Annotated in this window: 18 protein-coding genes; 5 read left to right on the top strand and 13 right to left on the bottom strand. The window is 37.3% G+C overall.

Features of this window, described 5'->3' with window-relative positions; translation table 11 throughout:
- Positions 1-8 precede the first annotated feature (8 nt).
- The 4 genes from clpS to M2R48_RS09765 all read right to left on the bottom strand — a co-directional run bounded on the left by clpS (position 9) and on the right by M2R48_RS09765 (position 3,552).
- Entirely contained in the window at positions 9-434 is a 426-nt protein-coding gene (gene clpS / locus M2R48_RS09780; RefSeq protein ID WP_004720737.1) for an ATP-dependent Clp protease adapter ClpS, read from the bottom strand.
- A gap of 21 nt (positions 435-455) precedes the next feature.
- Complete coding sequence (locus M2R48_RS09775) at positions 456-1,199, bottom strand: DUF6776 family protein (protein ID WP_004720739.1); 744 nt, start codon at positions 1,197-1,199, stop codon at positions 456-458.
- 82 nt (positions 1,200-1,281) lie between these two features.
- The gene (argC, locus tag M2R48_RS09770; RefSeq protein ID WP_262085982.1) at positions 1,282-2,331 is read right to left on the bottom strand and encodes an N-acetyl-gamma-glutamyl-phosphate reductase; all 1,050 of its coding nucleotides are present in this window, start codon (positions 2,329-2,331) and stop codon (positions 1,282-1,284) included.
- Positions 2,332-2,445: 114 nt separating this feature from the next.
- A complete protein-coding gene (locus M2R48_RS09765; RefSeq protein WP_262087473.1) occupies positions 2,446-3,552 on the bottom strand; it encodes a sensor domain-containing diguanylate cyclase in 1,107 nt (368 codons plus the stop codon).
- 449 nt (positions 3,553-4,001) lie between these two features.
- On the opposite strand from M2R48_RS09765, the gene M2R48_RS09760 reads away from it, so the two are divergent.
- Together M2R48_RS09760 and M2R48_RS09755 are read left to right on the top strand one after the other, a co-directional pair.
- On the top strand, positions 4,002-4,754 hold the full coding sequence (locus M2R48_RS09760) for an HD domain-containing protein (RefSeq protein WP_262085979.1): 753 nt from the start codon (positions 4,002-4,004) through the stop codon (positions 4,752-4,754).
- A gap of 3 nt (positions 4,755-4,757) precedes the next feature.
- A complete protein-coding gene (locus tag M2R48_RS09755) occupies positions 4,758-5,579 on the top strand; it encodes an alpha/beta fold hydrolase (protein WP_262085977.1) in 822 nt (273 codons plus the stop codon).
- On the opposite strand, the gene M2R48_RS09750 is transcribed toward M2R48_RS09755, so the two are convergent.
- The 5 genes from M2R48_RS09750 to rpiA form a co-directional block, all read right to left on the bottom strand.
- On the bottom strand, positions 5,569-6,000 hold the full coding sequence (locus M2R48_RS09750) for a GNAT family N-acetyltransferase (protein ID WP_262085975.1): 432 nt from the start codon (positions 5,998-6,000) through the stop codon (positions 5,569-5,571). The genes M2R48_RS09755 and M2R48_RS09750 overlap by 11 nt on opposite strands.
- Positions 6,001-6,054: 54 nt before the next feature.
- Entirely contained in the window at positions 6,055-6,477 is a 423-nt protein-coding gene (locus M2R48_RS09745) for a bleomycin resistance protein (protein ID WP_262085973.1), read from the bottom strand.
- A 29-nt stretch (positions 6,478-6,506) separates the two neighbouring features.
- Positions 6,507-6,863 carry a VOC family protein gene (locus M2R48_RS09740; RefSeq protein WP_262085971.1) on the bottom strand — a complete coding sequence of 119 codons (357 nt, stop codon included), beginning with the start codon at positions 6,861-6,863 and terminating at the stop codon, positions 6,507-6,509.
- 52 nt (positions 6,864-6,915) lie between these two features.
- The gene (locus M2R48_RS09735; protein WP_262085969.1) at positions 6,916-7,587 is read right to left on the bottom strand and encodes a M48 family metallopeptidase; all 672 of its coding nucleotides are present in this window, start codon (positions 7,585-7,587) and stop codon (positions 6,916-6,918) included.
- Between the two features lie 97 nt (positions 7,588-7,684).
- Entirely contained in the window at positions 7,685-8,356 is a 672-nt protein-coding gene (gene rpiA, locus M2R48_RS09730) for a ribose-5-phosphate isomerase RpiA (RefSeq protein WP_262085967.1), read from the bottom strand.
- A gap of 115 nt (positions 8,357-8,471) precedes the next feature.
- Between rpiA and ilvA the strand changes: the two genes are divergently transcribed.
- A complete protein-coding gene (ilvA, locus tag M2R48_RS09725) occupies positions 8,472-10,010 on the top strand; it encodes a threonine ammonia-lyase, biosynthetic (protein ID WP_004821288.1) in 1,539 nt (512 codons plus the stop codon).
- An 83-nt stretch (positions 10,011-10,093) separates the two neighbouring features.
- Here ilvA and M2R48_RS09720 read toward each other — a convergent pair whose 3' ends face one another.
- Together M2R48_RS09720 and M2R48_RS09715 are read right to left on the bottom strand one after the other, a co-directional pair.
- A complete protein-coding gene (locus tag M2R48_RS09720; protein ID WP_262085966.1) occupies positions 10,094-10,588 on the bottom strand; it encodes a hypothetical protein in 495 nt (164 codons plus the stop codon).
- Between the two features lie 48 nt (positions 10,589-10,636).
- The gene (locus M2R48_RS09715) at positions 10,637-11,182 is read right to left on the bottom strand and encodes a hypothetical protein (protein WP_004720765.1); all 546 of its coding nucleotides are present in this window, start codon (positions 11,180-11,182) and stop codon (positions 10,637-10,639) included.
- Between the two features lie 245 nt (positions 11,183-11,427).
- Between M2R48_RS09715 and M2R48_RS09710 the strand changes: the two genes are divergently transcribed.
- A complete protein-coding gene (locus M2R48_RS09710; protein ID WP_004720766.1) occupies positions 11,428-12,078 on the top strand; it encodes a potassium channel family protein in 651 nt (216 codons plus the stop codon).
- A gap of 8 nt (positions 12,079-12,086) precedes the next feature.
- Positions 12,087-13,439: a TrkH family potassium uptake protein gene (locus tag M2R48_RS09705; protein ID WP_004720769.1), complete on the top strand. Its 1,353-nt coding sequence runs from the start codon at positions 12,087-12,089 to the stop codon at positions 13,437-13,439.
- 203 nt (positions 13,440-13,642) lie between these two features.
- Here M2R48_RS09705 and zapE read toward each other — a convergent pair whose 3' ends face one another.
- On the bottom strand, positions 13,643-14,791 hold the full coding sequence (gene zapE / locus M2R48_RS09700; RefSeq protein ID WP_004720770.1) for a cell division protein ZapE: 1,149 nt from the start codon (positions 14,789-14,791) through the stop codon (positions 13,643-13,645).
- Positions 14,792-14,899: 108 nt separating this feature from the next.
- The gene (locus M2R48_RS09695; protein WP_004720772.1) at positions 14,900-15,910 is read right to left on the bottom strand and encodes an AraC family transcriptional regulator; all 1,011 of its coding nucleotides are present in this window, start codon (positions 15,908-15,910) and stop codon (positions 14,900-14,902) included.
- Between the last annotated feature and the right edge of the window lie 107 nt (positions 15,911-16,017).

The raw sequence follows: 16,017 nt of genomic DNA, 5'->3' as shown, positions 1-16,017 counted from the left end.
AAACCCCCTTATTCTTTTGGCTCAATCTGACAAAGCAATGGATGACCTTGAGATCGAGCGTAGTTATTAACTTGGTTGGCTTTAGTCTCCGCAATGTCTCTTGGATAAACACCAGCTTCACCTTTTCCTTCATAATGTACTGTTAACATTACTTGAGTGGCTTGGTCAAGATTCAAAGCAAAGTATTGTTGTAAAATTTCAATAACAAAGTCCATCGGAGTGTAATCATCGTTCAATAAAACGACAGAATACATCGGTGGTCGCTTCACTTCAGGTGGCGCAGTTTGTACTGCAACATCTGCTTGATCATGGTCTGGATGGTTTGGATCTTCTGAATTACTTATACGAATACTCAAGTGCCAATCTATAAATCCTGAATCACGGAATGATGATTTCACTTCATTTAAACTCATTTGACGTTTATTAGTTCGCATATTTTTCAAAATACTTATGATTTATTGAGAATTAGCCGCAGCTTGAGGAACCTCTGCAGCAAACGCAGCTGCACTGTCTACAGCTTGCCCACGTGACCAACTAAAGCGTTTAACCACTGGCGTGGCACCATTTAGGCGGATTTCGATAAATTGTGGATTAAAGCCCTTAGGCATGGTCCAACGTCCAGTTAAGCGCTCATAATCAGTAAAATTATAATTCGCATCTGCCATTGGCACTGTTAACACCTCAGTACCACTAATCAAACGAATTTCAACAGAACCCGTCGCACGTCTTGGACTAACTTGAATAAGATCAAGCTGATATTCATAAGCGTTTTCTGGTAATGGCTTAACGGCCAAGTTTTGAATGGTTAAACTCAAACCGCCACGTTGTTTTAACACTTCACGATAAATCGCACTCATCACATCAACTTGTGATTTTTCAGCATTGGCTTTGTTCAATGACTCTAACAAATCGTTAGAGTTCGAAACAGCCACATCTCGTTCCTGTACAGCAGCATTTAAGCTTTTATTTAAATTAGCCAGCGTTGTTTTTTGTTGCTTCACAACTTCTACCAACTGTTCTGCATCTGCATCAAAACCGACTACCGTTAGCCCTTGGCGATGTCCAACCGTATAACCTAAAAGTACACTGCCAGCACATAATACAACCCCACCGATCACCAAAGGCATATTCCCTTTTAAAAAAGGCTTTTTCGGTGCTTGAGCTGGTTGTGACGCGGTATTTGTTTCTGTGTTCTGCATCATCATCTCTAAGTATTATTGATAGAATCAAAACACACATTTAACCGCAAAGTTATATGTGTGTGAAGCCATAAAGCGTTTTTTATGGTAATAATCCGATACCTTGTAAACCAGCATCTTCAGCAAAACCAAACATTAAGTTCATATTTTGTACAGCCTGTCCTGCCGCACCTTTGACTAAATTGTCTTGAACAGACAAAACAATTAACTTGTTCGGATGCGGTTTATACAGTGCAATTCTGAGTTGGTTTGCACCACGTACAGAACGTGTTTCTGGTGAACTATTTGCAGGCATTACGTCTACAAATATTTCATTTGCATAAAATTTTTCATAAAGACTTTGTAAATCTGCTGCTGCACCTTGCTCTGTCAAATCAACATAGATTGTACTGAACATACCACGAATCATCGGAACCAAATGCGGCACAAAAAGAATCTGATCAAATAGATTTTTTTGACCCGAAATATTTTCTAATGCTTCTACAATTTCAGGATGATGACGATGTCCAGCAACGCCATAGGCTTTAAAATTATCTGCATTTTCAGAATAAATCATGCCTAGACTAGCTTTACGCCCTGCACCTGATACACCAGATTTCGCGTCAATGATGATACTTTCTGGTTTAACCAATGTTTCAGCTTGCTTAAAAAGTGGCGCTAATCCCAACTGAACAGTGGTTGGGTAACAACCCGGGTTACCGACAACATTGGCATTTTTAATTTGTTCACGATTAAGTTCAGATAAACCATAAACAGAGTCTTTCAGTATCTCTGGGCAGGCATGCTGCATCCCATACCATTTTTCAAACTGTGCTAAATTCTGCAAGCGAAAATCAGCGGCTAAATCGATAACTTTGGTATTTGCTGCCAAGAGTTGTTGCGCATGTTGCATTGCCACACCATGCGGGGTCGCAAAAAACACAACATCACATTTTTTTAATTCATCAATGTTTAAATCTGAATATTTAAGCTCGGTGTGTCCACGTAAGCTTGGAAACATATCATCTACACGGCGACCATCTTCGGTACGTGATGTCAGTACATTCACTTGAACATTTGGATGTCGTAGTAAAAGACGCAACAATTCAACGCCTGTATAACCTGTTCCACCGACAATACCCACTGAAATCACGTTTTTTACCTCGATTTAAAAGTATCCATTTTGTAGTTCTGTAGTATGACAGGAAGTTGATGCTTTCTAAACTATTTTGCTGGGTTTTTATGATATTTTAGCATTATGATAAAGTTAAATTCGCATAAGTTCGATTGATGCATCTTGCGCAATACAGTTGCGCCCCCTACGTTTGGCAACATACAAAAGTTTGTCAGCAGCTTCTATACCGCTGGCTAAATTACGATGTCTCACTTGTGTTAAGCCAAAGCTGGCTGTCAATAAGATCGATTGAGTTAAAAATTGCTCAGTCTCAATAGCAGTTCGCATACGCTCAGCAATTTTATAGGCATAATCAAGATCTTCAACTTGTAATAAAACAATAAACTCTTCACCACCAAAACGCCCCACTAAGCCCTTTTCACCAACATGCTGACTGACAAGACGACCTACGCTTTGCAAAATCTGATCACCGACCAGATGCCCATGGGTATCATTAATTTTCTTAAAATGATCGACATCACACATCAGCAAAAAATATTGTTTTTCTGGCAAATCGATTAAATTGATTTTAGCTGCATCATAAAAGCCACGGCGATTGAGTAAATGCGTTAATGGATCTCTAGAACGTTCATCATTTAATTTCAAAATAATGTCTCGAACTAATGTCCCTAAAAGTACGATCGCAAACCACATGCTCAGGATAATACTGGCAGCAAGCATCATTAACCACCATACTGAATTTACAAGCATACTGGCTTCAATATTTTTCAAAAAAAAGAAAATAATAATGACGCGGACAAAAGTATATAAAACAATAAAAAGGTAAGAATAATCGACCAGCTTATTTAACCAATCACTTTGCTTATCATCTTTAAAAATAGATACTAAAACTAAGGATTCAACTGTGGCAATGCTCAGGTTTAAAATTAGCATGCGCATCCATAGCTGTTCATCAACAAAAGAATAATAGACCAGCAGACATATTGTGATAAGGATCAAAATGAAAGCCACTAAAGTGTGCGCACTGGCTTTCTTTCTCAATGCCATAGTATAGGCGCTGGCCCATGCACCAAATAGGTATAAACCACCAACAACAGGGGCTGAGAATGTTAATTGTTGGTTAGACATAAAACTCTGTGCAGCTAAAGCAAAAGACGGCACGATATATCCAAGACCCAACCAAAATAAATAAGTAGGTGCTTTAAAAAAATAATGGCAGATCAAAAGTAAACTGCCCATTAATATCAGGCAGATCGGTACAATCAAAATAAAGTAATGAGTATCTGCAAAATTCACGTCTGATATCTTTATGATAAGAAATAGGAAATATTGGCAAGTCGCCAAGTTTAGAGTATTTTTTTATTCGCTCCCAACTTATGCTTAAAATAATCAGACTATTTTGTAATTTAACTGCTTTTATTAAGAAATACTTTTAAAGCATTATACCATCACTTAAAATTCATGATGATAAATACACAAATAAACATGTAATTTAATGACATCGCCTATAAAATCATCAAATTAAACCTCTAAAAAAAATGATAAACAAACCTTTTCATTTTAATTCTCGTTTTTGGCATAAAAGACTATTCAAACAAATTCAAAGAAAACGGTCTTGTCTTGCTAAATGATCTATGCATAATAATTTAGAGTAATTACTCTAAAATTAACAAAAGGACGTATTGGTCATGATTGGATCACGGGCGTGGATGAATACAAGTAATGGAAAACTTAGCTTTAAAGAGAAAACTCAGCTTATAAAACAAGTTCTAATCCCTGTCACATTGAACTATGGCAAAACATTTCTAAAAGCGAATCATGATTCGACATCATTTACACTGGATAGTTTTCAGATTCCTGACACAGCAATTGTCAAAGAAGCGATGAACGAATTAGAACAAACAGCTTCTCAAGCGATCATCAATCATTCTTGGCGGAGCTATTTTTGGGCTGTTGCTATCGCCCACACCAAACAATGGCAATTTGATCAAGAAAGTCTTGTTATTTCATGTTTGATGCATGATTTAGGACTGGTTAATCATTTGGATCAATATGCATGTCAATGTTTTAGCTTTGAAAGTGCCTTAAGAGCTGAAACACTCTGTAGCAAACACCATTATCCCGAAGACAAAATGGTTAATATTTCAAATGCGATTTGTTTACATATGAATGGCAGTTTAGATGAAAGTGATCACAGTCTTTCTAAAGAAGTGCTATTACTACAAAAAGCCACTTCCTGTGATGTAATTGGGACTGATCTCTACTTATTTTCAAACAGTTTTAAAAACCGAATTTTAAGCCAATATCCGCGGGTACATTTTAATTCAGAAATGCGTAAACTTATCTCAATTGAAGCAAAAAGAAACCCTCAATCACGGACTGCTTTAATGCACAAACTCGGACTTTCAAACATGATTCAAATGAATATTTTTAAGGACTAAATCATGAAAAATACCTCTTTTACCCAAAAGAATATTGATTTTGGGCAATATCCAATTGTAGTCGATATTTATTCAAACCCTGAAAACAGCCATAGTGTTATCTTGCTGGCTGCGCTAGGCATAGCAATCAGTAAATACGAGGTGCTCATTACCGCTTTAAGCCAAAGTGGCTTAAATGTTATTGTCGCTGATTATCCCCATTGTGGGCGTAATACTCCGCCTGTTTCAGCAAAGATTGATTATGGTTATGCTGATTTACTCAATGACTTTATTCCTCAACTGGAAAAGCTGGCCTTGGAACTAAACCAACAAGTTCCAATCTTATTTGGACATAGTTTAGGTGGACATTTAGCAACACTTTATGCACAAAATCATGTAAATAAAGTCATTGGTGTTGCCACAGGCAATATCGGTTTAAAAAATTGGGACTTAAAAGGTAAAATCAATATTTTAAAAGCAGTCTCAGTGATCAACGCCATGATTTTAAAAGATGGTTGTTTTGCAGGCTATAAAATTGCTTTTGGGAATAAAGAGACAAAATCCTTAATGCATGATTGGTCTAAAGTTATCTTTACAGGAAATTATGCACATATTATTGGGCAAGAAAACGTGGTGAATAACGCTGCCTTATTTGTCTATTTAAATGGCGATGATTTTGCACCAATGTCTTCAATGCTTGGCCTAAGTGGTTATTTTAAAAACCCACAAATAAACACGCTGGATTTAACCCATAAAACCAAGGGCAATCAACATAGTGCATGGATTAAACAGCCTGATGAAGTCGTCGAAACAATTCGGGAATGGATCGATGGTTTTACTGAATAAGTTTTGCTTTTGACATTAATATATATCCACCTTCTTCACTTACTCCAGTGCTGATTGCTTTCCAGCCATGACCTAAATAAAAAGACAAAGCTTGTTTATTTTCTGATAAACATTTGAGATAGCCTGTACCCGTAAACAGTTGTTCTACTGCATGTAGCAATGCTGTTCCTACACCCTGATTTTGAGCATTTGGGGCAATAAATAGATGATGTAAAAAGTTCTCTTGCAGGTAAATAGATGCAAATCCCAAATATTCTTGGTCTTTTTCAGCCACTAAAATCATTTCATTTTCGGTATATTTTTCAAAATCACTCAGCCCCCATTTTGAAGAATCTAACCACGGCCAACTTAATTTTCTGGTATTTAAAAAAAGTTCACTCAATGGTGCTCGGTCATGATTTTGAAAAGATCTGATGTGCATCGTTGTACCTCAATTAAAGTCCCTATAACCTTAGCTTATTTAAGCCAGCCTTATTTAATCTAACGTTATTGCCCTTTCTCCAATCACCTCAACAATTCGTAATAAATAACCATCTGGATCTTGAACTAAAAATTGCCTTTGTCCATGCTCTATAGTTTCTGCACGGTACCAACGCTCTTCTAACGCTTCAAACAGCGGCCATTGTGCGACATTCAAACGATTTAAAATACTGTCGATTTGGTCTACTTCGAACTGAAAGTTAATCCCTCTTCCCAATGGGTAGACCAATACTCCTGTTAACCATTGCCCTTCTTGTTGTTGCTCCAGCATAAACTGAACACCATCAAGTTCCACATAGATAAACTTTTCTTCAGTCCGTTGATACATTACAGAAAAACCCAATATTTCCACCCAAAAATGATAACTTTTATCCAAATCGGTGACGATCAGCTCTGGAACCAATTTATTCCACTGCATTTAAAAATCCTACTTAATTCATTAATTTTTTAATATTCAATATGTTGCAAAATATTTACAACCTTCCCAAATGGATCTTTGACATAGAATCGCATAACCCCCCAGTCTTCATTGGTTAAGGGATAGAGAATGTCTAAATCTAATTTTTTGACTTTTTCATAAAGTTCATCCACATTGTCGACTTCGATTGAAAAATCGGGTACATCTGTTTTATTTCCCCCTTCCGAAGCAATACTAATTTGTGGATGCATGATTTCCTGACTGGCAAATGTTTTGATCCAGCCATGATCCATCACTAAATCCATCGCTAAAAAATCACCATAAAAAGCTTGCGCACTGGCTAAATCTAAGGCTTTAATATTACTTATGATTCTTTTTACACTCATACGCTTTTCCTCATTTTTTGTTTTAATACAATCTAGAAGTTTACTTATTTTATTACGCCCACCACCAAGGCATTACACTACTTTTTAAAACTTTACGATGCTGCTGATAGTGTTGATCATGCTTTTCAACTTCAGACCAAAAAGCAACGCTATGATCAAAATGTATGGTATGTGCCAATTCATGTACACAGACATAACGGGTAATTTGTTGATCAAATAAAACCAATGCACTATTGAGCATAATATCATGACGGGCTGTACAACTTCCCCAACGCGTTTTCGGGTGTCGAACAGCACACTGTCCAAACTTTAAACGGGTTTCACCACTGACTTGCTTTAAATAGATTGGTAAATAATGCTTTGCATAAGCAATCACAAAAGCTTTTAAATAGCTTTCAGGCTGACGCTCGCTGATAAATAACTGATGCTTTTGCTCATCTAAAATATAGCTATTTTTTTGAGTTTTATAAATAATTTCTAAGGGCTGTTTTAAATTAAACAGTTGCAACCTTGTCGGTAATATCTGATCAACTTGCTGTATTTTTTCCTGCTGTTTATGCCATGTCTCAATCATCCATTGTTCAGACTCGTGTAAAAAATGCTGAATCTGACGTTGGGTACAATATTTGGGCACAGTTAGGCGAATCTGCGTGGGTTCAACACGTAAACGCAAGCGTGTTGCACGTGCATGATGTGTGATTTTTATTTCAGGAAGATTTGCCATCTTAATACGCTTATTTTTAGAATCTCCCCGAACCTTTCTTTACAAAGCAAGGAAAAAGCCTCGTCTTTACTCAAGCAGAAGTTAGGGGAAATTTTTCTTATCCTGCGGTACGCTCTTCAATACCATGATTGGTGGCAACTACAGCAACATCAGCTTTATTGATCGCAAAAATACCATTACACACCACACCAGGAATATCGTTAATGGTTTTTTCGACCTCTAATGCATTCAAAATATTTAAATTATACACATCCAGAATGACATTACCGTTATCCGTTACCACACCTTCACGATAAACTGGGTCACCGCCTAAAGATACAATTTTACGCGCAACTGCTGAACGTGCCATAGCAATCACTTCGATAGGCAATGGAAATTCACGGCCTAATTGATCGACCCATTTCGAGTCATCAACAATACATACAAACTTTTTCGCAATAGATGCCACGATTTTTTCACGTGTGAGTGCAGCACCACCGCCTTTAATCATATGTAAATGACGATCAATTTCATCAGCACCATCTACATAAGCATCTAAACCACCAACATGGTTCATATCAACTACTTCAATGCCTAATTTCTTAAGACGTTGAGCTGTTGCTTCTGAACTGGCTACGGCTGCTTCAAGTTGTAACTGAGGTAATAATTCAATTAAGAAGTTCACTGTACTACCAGTACCGACTCCCAAAATGCCCCCTCTTGGTAAGTGTTTTAAAGCGGCTTGGGCTGCAGCTTGTTTTTTCTCGTCCTGGGTTGCATAAAGGCTCATGACATCTCTCAATAAAATTTCAATTTCCTGCACATTTTGCATAATTTTAAAACGCAAAGGTACAACGGTTTGTTACAATGAGCGCTCATTTTAAACTGTTAGATGGAAAATTAACATGCTGTCTCGTTTGGTTCGACAAATATTACAGGCAACGGTGTATGACGTTGCAATCGAAACCCCACTCGAAGCAGCGCCACGAATTAGTGAAAAACTAAACAATAACATTCGCTTTAAACGCGAAGATTTACAACCTGTCTTTTCCTTCAAACTACGCGGTGCGTATAACCGTATTAGTCAATTACCGAAATCTCAGTTGGAACGTGGCGTTATTACTGCTTCAGCAGGTAACCATGCTCAGGGCGTGGCTTTATCTGGTCAAAAGTTAGGTATTCGCGCCATTATTGTGATGCCGAAAACTACACCTGATATTAAAGTTCAAGCAGTAAAGCGTTTGGGTGGTGATGTTGTGCTTCATGGCGACTCATTTGATGTTGCCAACAAATATGCCATTCAACGTGCAAATGACGAAGGTTTAACCTTTATTCCGCCTTATGACGATGAACTGGTTATGGCCGGCCAAGGTACAATTGCCAATGAAATATTGCGTCAGTGGCGTGATGTTGAATATGTATTTGTTGCTGTGGGCGGTGGTGGTTTAATTGCTGGTGTAGCAGCATATCTTGGTGATGTTGCCCCGCATGTCAAAGTTATTCCTGTCGAATATGATGAATCTGCATGTTTAAAGGCAGCATTTGAAGCCAATCAACGTGTGATACTCCCTTCTGTAGGCTTATTTGCAGATGGTACAGCCGTTGCTCAAATCGGTGAAAAGCCATTTGAAGTCATTCAACTACAAAAATCTGATAACTCAGGTCCAATTGTTGAACGTGATGTGGTACTGGTCAATACAGATGAAATCTGTACGGCAATCAAAGACACTTATGATGAATGTCGTAGTATTGTTGAACCATCAGGTGCTATGGCGCTCGCTGGTATTAAAAAATACGTCGCGGCACACGGTCTTGAAGGCAAAAATATGGTGTCGATTGTTTGCGGTGCCAACATGAACTTTGACCGTTTACGTTATATTGCTGAACGTACCGAACTTGGTGAACGTAAAGAAGCTATTTTTGCAGTGACCATTCCAGAAGAAAAAGGGTCTTTCCTAAATTTCTGTCGTGCTTTGCAAGGACGTAATATTACGGAATTTAACTACCGTGCCAGTGATGCATCTGCCGCTCAAGTCTTTGTCGGTATTAGCTTAAAAGCTGGTGAAAAAGAACGCCATGACATCTATGAAGCAATGAAATTACATTATGATGTCGATGATTTATCGGATGATGAAGTTGCAAAATTGCATATCCGTTATTTGATTGGTGGTCATGCCGATATTGCCAATGAACGTTTGTTCCGTGTTGAGTTTCCAGAACGTCCAGGTGCTTTATTAACATTCTTAGAGCGTCTTGGTCCAACCCATAACATTAGCCTATTCCATTATCGTAATCACGGTGCAGCAGAAGGACGTGTTTTGGTTGGCTTGGATGCGGAAGATGCGGTACAGAATCCAGATGGACTGATTGAGACATTGGAAAATATCAATTACCCATATCAAGAAATTACCAATAACTTAGGTTATCAACGTTTCTTAAAATAGAAATAGCTTCAAAATAGAAATAGCCTATAAATTTTTTTATGGGCTATTTTTTATAAAATCAGAACAATTCGAAAAAAGTTAACTTAATAAACCGCCATATTTAAATCACCATCATCATTAAATGCGTCATTAAAAGCATCCACAATCTGATTTAATTGTTGCTCATCTTGTGTGGGCACAAGTATCCAATACGGATTTTCACGATATATAACCAATAAAGAAAGCTGATACTGATTTGCAACCAGTTTAATTTGATCAAAAATGATTTCTTCTGTTTGTTGCATTGCGTCCATTTGATCATCAGATGAAAGGTCATCTTCATCGTATTGATCAAATACTTCAGCTATTGCAACTTCGATTTCATTTTGCAATTGCTCAGCATCAATATTGTGCTGGTTAAAGTAGAAATCGTTTTCAATCCCATTGTCATAATATTTTTTTAATTCAATATAATGCAGAAAATCATGCTGTAGATTTAACCATTTACTAAAACTATAAAATTCAGTATCTTGAGGAATTTGTTGTGCATTTAGCTCGGGAATTAAATGTTGAAGTAATGAATATATTTTCTGTGACATGGATATCCCTCTATTTTATTATCAATATGTTGAATTAATTGCAAAAAACTAAGTCGATCTTGAGCAATCAAATAATGCATAATGTTCTATACTGACATCTTCATCATGAAATTGTTTATTAAAACACTTGCAGAATTTTTCAATTTTATATTCATGATTTGGTACGATCAACCAATAATAATCTTCAGCATAAATCAGCAACAGTTCATGATCATGTTGTCTGGCCTGTTTTAATATTTCTTCAAAAACAACATCATAAACTTGATCTTGAACATTGTAATAGCGTCCAATAACATCTTTATGTACTTCATAATGATCAAATAAAGGCTTCGCTCTTTCCCGAATTTGAGTTTGAATTCCCAAGCTATCGACTGCATATTCATGAAAAACCGCACAACGCTCAATCTCATTTTCATGAAATTGCATACGGTCAATTTTCATTAAATATCCACGAAATCGCCCACCAAACTTTTCAGCTTCGATCCAATTGAGGAACTCGACAAAACGTTTACGATGTTTCTTTTTGGGAATATCTCTTTGCTCCAACGCTGGGAACCAATGTTGGAGAATTTTAAAAATTTTCTTATCATCCATTTTTTTATCATCCATTTTTTATTCTTGGATCGAAAGCTCAATCTTGGCTTTGCATTTTTAAATTTCAAAGCAATGATATCGGATCAATTTTAAGTTTTTATGACATAAATCTGGTTTTATTTACATTTATCGCTTTTTATTCTCAGTTTGTAGATTGGCGTTGCAATACTTTAAAGATAAAATATATAAAAATTGAATATGATCATACCAACACAAATTCAGTGTCGGGATAAGGACTTTGTAGAATGGCGCAATTCGCTGTCATCGGTTTAGGCAGTTTTGGTGAAGCAGTTGCACTAGAACTCACCAACTTAAATCACGATGTAATAGGTATTGATACATTAAAGAAAAATGTAGAAAACATTGCCGATAAAATCAGTCATGCAGTTATTGCAGATGCTACCGATGAACATGTGTTAGATGAACTGAATATCAAAAATTGTGATGCCGTGGTGGTTGCCATTGGTGAAGATATTGAAGCCAGTATTCTATGCGTACTGCATTTAAAAAATTTGGGTATCGAAAAAATCTTTGTAAAGGCCAAATCTAAATCACATCATATGATTTTGTCTCATTTAGGCATTACAAAAATCATTCACCCTGAAGAAGACATGGGGATTCGTGTTGCACAATCACTCAGTTATCCAATGGTGAGACGTTATATGGCGTTAAATAATGATCGCTATATCGTCAAAATTGAAATAGGTGCAAATTTACAAGGCGCGCAATTTCAAACGGTCATGGAAAATACCCCCGAACTTACAACCTTGTTATTACAACGCGGTTCACATGTACTGTATGATATTGCACCGGGGACGATTTTACAGGAAAAGGATATTTTAATCCTTGAAGGACCTGTAGAAATGTTAAGACAATTTTCGATTCGTTTCTTATAGTTATAACTATGCGTTTATCTAAAAAAGAACTAATCAACAAAAAACACAATAGTATTAATCTCAGCCCACCGAGCTTACTTGCTTTAGGTTTTTTAAGCTTTATTATCATCGGAACATTGCTTCTTAAACTTCCTTTTGCTAATCAAGGCAATTTGACATGGCTAGAGGCCCTGTTTACTGCCACGTCTGCTGTAACCATTACTGGGCTGTCTGTCGTCAATATTGGCGACTCCTTAACCACCTTCGGTCAAGTTGTGGTGATGATCCTGATCCAATGCGGCGGCTTAGGTTTTATGACGTTTGCAATCTTAGCTGCTTTGAGTCTTTCCTCAAAAGTTGGTATTCGGCAGCAAGTTATGGCACAGGAAACTATTGGTCAAACCAGTTTGGCCAAAGCGACCTTTACAGTAAAAGGGGTTTTTCTTTACTCATTGTTCTTTGAAGCAATTGGTACAGGGATTCTAACCATGGCTTGGTCACATCACTATGACCTTGAACATGCATTTTTTTATGCGCTTTTTTATAGTATTTCTGCTTTTAATAATGGTGGGTTTTCTTTATTCCCCAATAGCTTAATGAGCTTCTCTGACCAGTATATGGTGACATTTACCATCAGTATGCTGTATATCATCGGTGGGATTGGTTTTGTTGTGTTGATGGATATTAAAAGAGCCAAGCGTTGGAAGAAACTCTCCACCAATAGTAAGTTAATTCTGTCTACAATTGCGGGCTTAAACCTTTTTGCTTTTATTGTTATTTGGGCAATCGAAGCATCCAATCCTTTAACACTGGCTCCGATGTCTGTTGGTGACCAAGCTTTAAACGCGTGGTTCCATGCCACTGTACCTCGTTCATCAGGTTTTAACAGCTTGGAAGTCAGCAGCATGACCAATGCATCAACCTTAATTACCATGGTATTGATGTTTATTGGTGGTGGTTCTTTAAGTACTGCTGGTGGAATTAAAGTCGGCACATTTATTATTATGATTTTAAGTGTCATTACCTTCTTAAAACGTTCAGATGAAATTACCATTTTTGGGCATTCTGTTTCTCATCAGGCCACCTTTAAGGCAATGGCGGTCATTTCAATTACTTCACTGCTGATCCTGATTGGCTTTTTTACCCTACTGATCCTTGAACCTGATAAAAAGTTTTTAGACTTATTATTTGAAGCCGTTTCTGCAGCTTGTACTGTCGGCTTATCACGTGGAATTACTGAAAATTTACATGCTGGCAGCCAAATCGCTTTAATTTGTTTAATGTTTGCTGGACGCTTAGGACCACTAACACTGGCTTATTTGATTGCTACACCAAATAAAAGTCGTGTTCGTCATCCAAATACTGAAATTCAGGTGGGTTAATTGTTCTAGTTATCAGACGAATACAACTGAAACCGCTTTGTGGGATCATTTTAATCTTATCGCATATATCTAAAATAGGATGAACACCTTTAAATAAATTGCTCAGACAATCCTTGCAAAATGCATCCTGATGACAGTATCCCCCATAAAAAAAGCGATCTTATCAATGATAGGATCGCTTTTTTACATCTTTCTAAGGATGATTATTCTACTTCTAACTCACTATTGCCTTTAATCAAACGATGCTCTGACTGCAAATATTCATCTGATTGCATTTCGAGTAAACGAGAACGTGTACGTTCAATTTCGAAAGCCAGCTTCTCTCCGTCATAAATCTCAATAATCGAGTCTTGAGATGTTAGTAACAGCTTTACTCCACGGTCATAAAACTCATCTACCAGATAAATAAAACGACGTGTACCTTCTGACAGCAAATCAGTTAAGTGCGGAACATTACTCACCAAAACGGTATTATAGATATTGGCAATTTCAATAAAGTCTGATGGACTACGCGGTTTCATACAGAGTTCTCTAAACTCACACCACAATACATCTTCTGTATGGCCCAAAGTTTCAACAACACGGTTATTAATCGTAATTGGTTCTTCTGACACTGTCTGCGATGTGGTTAATGCATTAAAACGCTTTGCCATCCAGACTTTATTGTCATCTGTCAGTGGCGATTTAAACAATTGCGCTTGTTTCAATACCCGTAAACGATAGTCAACACCCGCATCGACATTCAATACCACACAATGTTTTTTTACCATTTCAATCGTTGGAATAAAACGATCACGATGGATTCCATTTTTATACAAACCATCTGGGGCAATATTGGATGTGGCAATCAAGGTAATGCCACGGGTAAATAATTTTTGGAATAAATCACTGAGAATCATTGCATCGGTTACATTCGATACAAAGAACTCATCAAAACAAATCACCACAGCTTCTTTATAAATTTGATCTGCAACGATATCTAAAGGATTACGCTGTCCAGAAAGCTTGTTTAACTCTTTATGCACAAATTGCATAAAGTGATGGAAATGCATACGGGTTTTACGGCGAAAAGGAATCGAATCGTAAAATTGATCCATGAGCCATGTCTTTCCACGCCCTACACCACCCCACATATATACACCTCTCGGTGCAGTTTGACGGCGGAAACGACGAAAAGCTTTTTTCGATGCTTTATAACGATTGATCAATTCTTGCCATACCCGCTCCAACTCATGTACTGCTTGAGCCTGAGCATCATCTGGTAAAAACTGTCCAGATGACAATGCTTTTGCATAACGCTCAGCGGGTGATACGGGAGTAAATGCTGTTGAAGTTGTATTCTGATCTAACATATCATTTTGTTACTTTTAAAGGCTAAAGGAAGTATATCGAATATTCATTTTTGATAAATAAAACTTTGGGATAATTCTAACTCTATATCTCATATCAGCACTACCTGTTTATTTACCATATTGACGCGGGCTTTGCCCAAACCAACGTTTAAAAGCATGATTAAATGCAGCGGGTTCTGAGTAACCAAGTAATTCCGCAATCACCTCGATTGAATATTCCTTATATTCAATCAATCGCAATGCTTTGTGTTTAATCAACTGTTCCCGAATTTGTTTATAACTGGTATTTAATTGCTGCAACTGGTGGCGCAAGGTTCTTTCAGGCACATTCAACGCCTGTGCAACTTCAGCCATCGACGGAATAATCCCTTGCTGTAATTCCAAATAATCATTTACCCGTTGAATCAACGGCGCAATTTTCTGTTCTTCGGCATTTAATCGCTCAATTTCAGCAATACACTTGGCTTCGTAAACCCGATGTGTAATCGGATCTGCGGATGGAATCGGCAGTTGCATCACATCTTCATTGATCCAAAAAGCGGCTTTTTCACAATTAAAATGTAAATCTGAACCATAATAATCATGATATTGCTTTAATACACTTAAATCCTGAGGCTGCTGAAAGGGTAACTCGATTCTCACGCTGGGCGCTGTAAGTCCCATCATTTTATAAATATCATCCAGAAATTTATAAGTTCCAGAGATTTCACATTGCGCTCTCAACAAACCCATTTCTGTTTCTAAATCTACTGGTTTGTAAGTTAACGCAACTTGATGATCGCCTTTCTCAAGCCCTAATACACCATATAAATAGGTTAAACCCTGATAATGCACACCATTTTGAATCGCATCACCGACATTACTACATGTCACCAAGAGCATGAGTAACGGGCCATAGCCCGCCAAAGAATAATGTTGACCGATAAACAAGCCTGTTTCTGGCTGCACACCCTGCCCAATCACTTTTTGTATATCCCACTCTAAGCTGGGATGAATGATTGAACTGGGATCAAGTGCATCTGCTTTGATCCCAATACTAGCAAGTCGTGAATCTACATCGATTCCAGCATTACGCATACCATGAATTAAATACATTAAACCGAGAATCGAGCGTTTCATTGGATCATCATTTGATTTCTACCCAAACTTTGTACTACAAAGATGGTTTTTTGCAAATTGCCGAATATATCAATTTTTGTGTCAGTGCAATCATATTTCAAGCGCTG

This window comes from Acinetobacter sp. I-MWF (assembly GCF_025433935.1).
In the GTDB taxonomy this organism is placed as follows: Bacteria; Pseudomonadota; Gammaproteobacteria; order Pseudomonadales; family Moraxellaceae; genus Acinetobacter; species Acinetobacter guillouiae.
Note: the sequence above shows the minus strand (reverse complement) of the source record. Positions and strands in the feature narration are given on the sequence as shown.